Origin of the sequence: Curtobacterium sp. MCBD17_032 (assembly GCF_003234855.1) — a bacterium.
GTDB lineage: Bacteria > Actinomycetota > Actinomycetes > Actinomycetales > Microbacteriaceae > Curtobacterium.
The window spans coordinates 181483-188263 of the sequence record NZ_QKTO01000006.1 but is presented as its reverse complement, the minus strand read 5'-3'; the positions used below and the strand labels follow the sequence as shown (position 1 = coordinate 188263).

Here is a 6781-nt window from a genome sequence, read left to right as displayed (position 1 = left end):
AGATGTGTATAAGAGACAGGCGTTGTGCCCGAGGCGCCGCTGGGAACTGTGCCGTCTCGCGGGTTCGGCGGCGTCCCGGGCGCGACGCGGTGCCTCGCGCGTGACGCGGCGTCGCGGGCACGACGTGGCGTCTCCGGCACGACGCGGCGTTTCGCGCGTGACGCGGCGTCTCCGGCGCAGGCCTGAAGGCGCGGGACGCGTCAGCCGCAGGCCTGAGGCGCGCGACGCGTCACCCGCGCCGACGCCGCTACACTCCCGAGCGGGGTGCGACCGCGTGCTCCGTCGGGAGTGGGACGTGTTCGGGAACCTGGTCGTCGGCGGGCACCTCGCCGCGCTGGTCGTCGTCATGCTGCTCGCGCTGGGGGCGCTGGTGGTCCTGTGGCGCGACCGGACCCGGAGTCAGCTGGCGAAGGTCGTCTGGACGGTCGTCGTCATCGCGCTCCCGGTCCTCGGCGCGCTCGGCTTCCTGCTCAACTGGGCGCTCGGACGACTCGCGGACCGGTTGAACCGCGCGCGCTGACGGCGGCGACAGAGCACACCCGGAGCGCGGCGGAACGGCTCATGGCCGGTGGTCGCGCCGCTCCCGGTACAACGCCCGCTGACTGTCCAGGTCGTGGGTGTGCGCCTCGGACATCGCGCCGATGGTCTTCGCGACCGACTCGGCCGCCAGTCCGAGTCCCCGCAGCACGGTCCACACGATCCGCATGACGGCCCCTCCCTCGTCGACCGAACGGTACCCCGCGGAGGGCGTCCGCGTCGAGACACCGCCTTGCTCCCGTGCGGCACTGTCACACCGGCGTCCGTGCCAACCGCTCCCGCAGTCGAGCCGCCAACTCGTCCTCGTCGGCCGTGACGAGCCTCCCGTCCCGGACCACCACGCGCCCGCCGACGACGACGTGTCGGGGCCGCCGCCCCGGTGACGCCCACAGGAGGCCTGCGACCGGGTCGGCGACCCCGGCATCGGCGACCCCGGACACGTCCCAGACGCACAGGTCACCGGCCGATCCGGCGCCGAGGTGGCCCAATTCCGGCCGACCGAGGCCGATCGCCGATCCCTCGGTCGCCATGCCGAGCACCTGTCGGGCGGGCAGCTGCGGCCCGACGAGTGCGGAGACCTGCATCGCCAGGCGGGCATCCGCGAGCAGGTGCCCGGCGTCGTTGCTGCCGCCGCCGCTGGTGCCCAGGCCGACCGGGACGCCCGCGGCGATGAGCCGCGCGACGGGCGCGATCCCCCACCCCATCGGCACGTCGCACCCCGGCGCGTGTGTGGCTGTGACCCCCGCGGCCGCGAGCCGGGCGACCTCGTCGTCGGTCACGTCGCAGAGGTGTGCGACCGTGACGTCGGGCGCGAGCCACCCCCACTCCTCGAGCAGGTCGAGCGGCCGTTCCCCGTACCGCTCGAGGGCGATGGCGGTGTCGACCTGCTCGTTCGCCTGGGTCCGTCGACGGAGGCCGTGCCGCGCGGCGACCTCACCCAGCGCGCGGAACGTGGCCTCGCCGTCGGAGTGCACGCCGGCCGGACCGACGGCGATCTGCAGCCGTCCGTCCGGGTCGACGCCGCCGACCGCGTCGTCGTGCAGCAGCCCGGACAGGATCGCTTCCGCCGACTCGCCAGCGCGGTCCGGGTCGTCCCCCGCCGAGCCCCGGACGAACACGAGCCGGCCACCCAGTCCCCGGACGGCGTCCACCGTGGCCGCGGCGAGCGCGACCGAGTCCTCCGCCGTCGCGTCCGCCGGCCAGTTGAGGTGGTGGTCGGCGACGGTGGTGACCCCGGACAGGAGGCCCTCCGCGGCTCCGGCGGCCGCGGCCAGCCCGTAGAGCTCCGGGTCGTGGCCCACCCGGCTGTACGCACCGGCCATCGCGGGCAGCCAGTCCGCCATGGGCACACCGCGGGTACCCGGGAGCGTGCGGAACGCCGTCTGGAGCAGGTGGTGGTGTGCGTTCACCAGGCCCGGGGTGACCACACAGCCGGAGGCGTCGAGGGTCGTCGCGTCCGCACTGCCGTCGTCGATCGCAAGGTCGCCGTCACGCTCGGTGCGGGGGTCGATGAGGACGCGGAGGGCGCCGGTGACGGTCAGCATGCAGCGTTTGTAGCAGGGCGCTGTTTCCGGCCCGTGACGACGGGACGACCTGCTCGTGCTCCGCACCGTTCCGCCGCCGCACACCAGCACCGCCGGGAAACCCGAGCGGAACACCCGCGAAACACACGCTCCCTAGGGTCCCCTCATGACCCAGACCCTCATCCGCGGCGGGTGGGTGCTCACCGCCGCCCCCGACGCCTCCACCACGCCGTCCGCGATCCGGGACGGCGCCGTGCTCATCGACGGGGACCGGGTCGCCGCGGTCGGCACCTTCGCCGAGCTGTCGGCAGCACATCCCGAGGCACCGGTCCGCGGTGGGGCGAACGACATCGTCACGCCCGGCTTCGTGAACACGCACGGGCACTTCAGCGAGGGACTCATCACGGGCATCGGCTCGCAGTACACGCTGTGGGAGTGGCTGAACGCCCTCATCGCGCACGTCAACCCGGTGATGACCCGCGACAAGGCCTACGCGGGCACGATGCTGCAGGGCATCCAGATGCTCCGCAGCGGCGTGACGACGGCGAACGACATGTTCTGCTCCGACCCGATCCCGGGTGCGCCCGCCACGCCGGGTGTCGTGCAGGCGCTCGAGGAACTCGGCCTGCGGGGTGTGGTGTCGTTCGGCAGCGGTGACGTCGACCGCGGCTTCGGGCCGGCGCCGATCCTCGAGGAGTTCGACGCCCTCCGCGAGGCCGCCGACGCCAGCCGGTACAGCACCTTCCGGGTCGGGATGTCCTCGATCGGCCGGTACACGGACGCCGCTTGGGAGGAGCACATCGACTACGCAGTCGACGGCGGCCACGGCATCCACGTGCACGTCCACGAGGTCCGCGAGGAGGTCACCGCCGCCCGCCAGCGCACCGGCAGGACCGTCGTCGGGCACGCCGAGGCGACGGGCATGTTCCGCGTCCCGGTGATCGCCGCGCACAGCGTCTGGATGGACCGCGAGGACCGGGAGACCTACGCGGCGAACGGCGTCGGCGTCGCGCACAACCCGGTGGCGAACGGCATCCTGGCGAGCGGCATCGCTCCGGTCGCCGAGCTCCGCGCGCTCGGCATCCCGGTCGGCATCGGCGTCGACGGTCCCGCGTCGAACGACGCGCAGGACTTCCTGCAGGCGATGAAGACCGCCGCGCTCCTGGCCCGGATCCGGGACCTGCAGGCGACCGCGATGACCGCCCGCGAGGCGTTCGAGATGGGCACCATCGGCGGCGCGACGGCACTCCGGATGGACGCCGAGATCGGGTCACTCGAGCCCGGCAAGCGCGCGGACCTCGTCGTGTTCGACGGTGAGAGCCCGACCCTCGCGAACGTGCACGACCCGTTCCAGGCGGTCGTGTTCGTGGCCGGCAGCCGCGAGGTGAAGGACGTCTGGGTCGACGGCGAGCTGAGCCTGGCCGACTTCGAGGTCACCCGCGTCGACGTCCGGGAGGCCGTGGCCCGGTCCCGTCCGCTGGCTCGCGAACTCGTCGAGCAGGCCGGTCTGGAGCGCCTGTCGGCGCTGACGGGCGCACCGCTCGACGACACCGAGCGCCCGTAGGCGGACGACCGCACACCGGACTGGAGGCTCGGATCACCTCCGGACCCGGGCCTCCCGTCCGGCGGTCAGAGCTCCAGGACCAGCCGGGGGCAGCCGGCCGCGGCGCGGCTGACGCAGACCATCATCGTGCGGTCGTCGGCCTGCTCCGCGGGGCTGAGCACGGTGTCGCGGTGGTCGACGGAGCCCTCGAGCACGGGCGTCTCGCACGTGCCGCAGGTACCCTCGCGGCAGGACGACAGCACGAACGCGCCGGCGTCCTCCGCGACCTCGAGCAGGGTCCGGTCCGCGGGGACGGTGATCGTCGCCCCGGTCACGGTGAGCTCGACCTCGAACGCCTCCCCCGGCGCGTCGACGTCGGCGGCGGGCTCGAAGCGCTCGACCCGGACGCTGCCGGCCGGCCAGTGCGCGGCGGCGGCCTCGACGGCGTCCATGAGCCCACGGGGACCGCAGCAGTAGACGACGGCGTCCCGCGGTTCGGCGAGCAGCCCGACCACGTTCAACCGGGGTGCCTCATCGGCCGCGGCGAGCAGGACCCGGTCGGGGTGTGCGGCCGACAGCTCGTCGGCGAACGCCATCCGGTCGCGGGACCGCCCGGCGTAGTGCAGCTCCCACGGTGTCCCGGCCCGCTCGGCCGCGGCGATCATGGCGCTGATCGGGGTGATCCCGATGCCGCCGGCGACGAACACCGCCGGACGGCCGGGGTCGAAGCCGAAGTGGTTGCGCGGGCCGCCGACGATGACCTCGTCGCCGACCCGGAGCACGTCGTGCACGGCGACCGATCCGCCGCGCCCGGTCGCCTCGCGGAGCACCGCGACCCGCCAGTGTCCGTCGTCGGTCGTGGTGACGAGCGAGTACTGCCGCTGGGTGCCGGGCGCCACCTCGAGGTCGACGTGGGCGCCGGGCTCCCAGACGGGCAGCGGTGTCGCGTCGACCGGGGCGAGGTCGAGCGTCACGACGTCCGTGGCCACCTGCCGACGGGCGGCGATGCGCATCCGGTGCTGGACCTCCCCGTGCGTCCCGACGACGCCGAGCGCACCGTTGCTGATGCCGGCGCTCATGCGCCCGCTCCGGCCCGCGGGGTCTCCTTGACCACGATCATGTGGAACGCGCTGCCGTCCGCACTGCACCAGCGGTGCCCGGTGCCGCCGCGGTAGTACGCCGAGTCGCCCGGGCCGAGGCGGAGGACGTCCTGGCCGCGCAGGTCGAGGAGGACGTCTCCGGCGAGCACGGTGAGGAACTCGTCCTCGCGGTGCGCGAAGTACTCGCCGGGTTCGGTGTTGTCGCCCTTCCACTCGAGCGGCTCGAAGGCGTGCGGGCCGGCGTGCACGAGGAGCCGGGCCTCGCCGCTGGAGAACGGCCCGCGGGCGCCCTCGCCGGCGCGGAGCACCTCGGGCCGTCGGTCGTCGGGCTCCGCCCGGGCCGGGGCGCCGGCGGCGAGGAGGGCGACCTGCGTGGTGTCGAGCGCGGCGGCGATCTTCTCGAGCGACACCATGCTCGCGCGGGAGTGGCCGCGTTCGACCTGACTGAGGAACGGGTGCGACAGGCCGGTGCGCTCGGCGAGCTGCACGAGAGTCAGGCGTGCGGAGCGCCGGAGTGCCCGGACGTGCTCACCCACCAGGCGGGCCTGTTCGTCGACGACCCGGTCGGCTGCACGCAGGTCGGTGTCGGGCAGGAGTTCGGTGTGCATCGCGCTCCGATCGGGGTCGGTCGGGGCGGGCCGTTCCGTGCATCCCATCTCGTCACAGTCGGCAACCGGGGCGAAACGGGTGGGAAACACGGCCCACCTAGCATCGTGGATGTTGATGCGATCAACATTGTTCCACACGATCGAGAGGGCCTCTTGAACACGTCACTGCCCCGCCCGGTCGCCCTCCTCCGGTCCGCGCTGCTGCCCGAGGGGCGTCTGGTGGACGTCGCGATCGAGGGTGACATCGTCACCGCGGTCGCCCCCGCCGGCACGCTCAGCGCCGTGGCGGCGGACACGCTCGACCTCGAGGGACGCCTGCTCCTGACGGCGCCGGCGGAACCGCACGCGCACCTCGACAAGGCCCTCAGTGCGGACCGCATCCACCCACCGCTCGGCGACCTCGGGTCCGCGATCGCGGCCTGGGCCGAGTACGCCACGACGATGAGCGTCGAGGAGATCGCCGACCGGGCACGGACGCAGGCCCTCGCGATGCTCGCCGCCGGCACCACCGCGGTGCGCACCCACGTCGACGTGCTCAGTGCCGGCGGCAGCGCGACCGTGGCCGAGGCCGTCCGCGGCGCTCGGGCCCTCGTGCAGGTCCGCCATGAGCTCGCGCACCTGATGGACATCGAGCTCGTCGCCCTCGCCGGGCCGCTCGCCCCCGACCACCACGTGGAAGCCGTCCTCGACCTCGGCGTCGACCTGGTCGGCGGCGCCCCGCACCTCGCCGAGGACCCGCTCGCCGACGTCGACCGGCTGCTCGCCATCGCCCGGCGCCGCGGCCTCGGCGTCGACCTGCACGCCGACGAGAGCCTCGACGGGCCGGTCACGCTCGACCACTACGCCCGCTCGGTCCGCGACTGGCCGCGGGACCGGCAGTACTCGGCCGGGCACTGCGTCCGGCTCGGCACCCTCCGCCCCGAGCGCCTCGCCGAGGTCGTCGCCGACGTTGCCGCCGCCGACGTCGGGGTCATCACGCTGCCGATCACGAACCTCTACCTGCAGGGCTGGCAGCACCCGGTGTCGACACCGCGCGGGCTCACCGCGATCCGGGCGCTCCTCGTCGCCGGGGTCCGGGTGGCCGCCGGCGCCGACAACGTCCGCGACCCGTTCAACCCGGTCGGCCGCAGCGACGCGCTCGAGACCGCCTCCCTCCTCGTGACGGCCGGGCACCTGACGCCGGACGAGGCGTACGCGATGGTGAGCGACGCCGCCCGGAGCGTGATGGGCCTCCCGGCCGCCGGTCCGGTCGTCGGGGCGCGCGCCGACCTGCTCGCCGTCGCCGCGACCAGCGTCACCGACGCCGTGGCGAACGCACCCGCCGACCGCATCGTCCTGTCCCGTGGACGACTCGTCGCCCGCACCGAGGTGCGGCGCAGCGTCGCCGCCCCGACCCGGGTCCCGGCACCCGCCGTGCCCGTGCCCGTGCCCGCAACCGTCCCCGTTCCCTGACCGCGCACCACCGTGCAT

7 protein-coding genes are annotated in these 6781 nt (G+C 74.3%); 3 read left to right on the top strand and 4 right to left on the bottom strand.

All coding sequences use genetic code 11. The features are described from left to right. The first annotated feature begins 274 nt into the window (after nt 1-274). Nucleotides 275-520 (top strand): PLDc N-terminal domain-containing protein, encoded by a 246-nt coding sequence (locus DEI91_RS10770; protein ID WP_111052277.1) that lies wholly within the window; start codon nt 275-277, stop codon nt 518-520. A gap of 39 nt (nt 521-559) precedes the next feature. Here DEI91_RS10770 and DEI91_RS16295 read toward each other — a convergent pair whose 3' ends face one another. Both DEI91_RS16295 and DEI91_RS10765 read right to left on the bottom strand, forming a co-directional pair. Beyond that, nucleotides 560-706 carry a hypothetical protein gene (locus DEI91_RS16295; protein WP_181439570.1) on the bottom strand — a complete coding sequence of 49 codons (147 nt, stop codon included), beginning with the start codon at nt 704-706 and terminating at the stop codon, nt 560-562. An 82-nt stretch (nt 707-788) separates the two neighbouring features. Further along, nucleotides 789-2081: an amidohydrolase family protein gene (locus DEI91_RS10765; RefSeq protein ID WP_111052276.1), complete on the bottom strand. Its 1293-nt coding sequence runs from the start codon at nt 2079-2081 to the stop codon at nt 789-791. A gap of 145 nt (nt 2082-2226) precedes the next feature. On the opposite strand from DEI91_RS10765, the gene DEI91_RS10760 reads away from it, so the two are divergent. After that, a complete protein-coding gene (locus tag DEI91_RS10760) occupies nt 2227-3624 on the top strand; it encodes an amidohydrolase family protein (RefSeq protein WP_111052275.1) in 1398 nt (465 codons plus the stop codon). A gap of 65 nt (nt 3625-3689) precedes the next feature. On the opposite strand, the gene DEI91_RS10755 is transcribed toward DEI91_RS10760, so the two are convergent. Then, nucleotides 3690-4682, bottom strand: coding sequence for a PDR/VanB family oxidoreductase (locus tag DEI91_RS10755; protein WP_111052274.1), 993 nt, complete (start codon nt 4680-4682; stop codon nt 3690-3692). Further along, nucleotides 4679-5311 carry a helix-turn-helix domain-containing protein gene (locus DEI91_RS10750; RefSeq protein WP_111052273.1) on the bottom strand — a complete coding sequence of 211 codons (633 nt, stop codon included), beginning with the start codon at nt 5309-5311 and terminating at the stop codon, nt 4679-4681. The genes DEI91_RS10755 and DEI91_RS10750 overlap by 4 nt, the downstream gene beginning before the upstream one ends. Nucleotides 5312-5464: 153 nt before the next feature. Between DEI91_RS10750 and DEI91_RS10745 the strand changes: the two genes are divergently transcribed. Further along, complete coding sequence (locus DEI91_RS10745) at nt 5465-6763, top strand: amidohydrolase family protein (protein WP_111052272.1); 1299 nt, start codon at nt 5465-5467, stop codon at nt 6761-6763. The last annotated feature ends 18 nt before the right edge of the window (nt 6764-6781 follow it).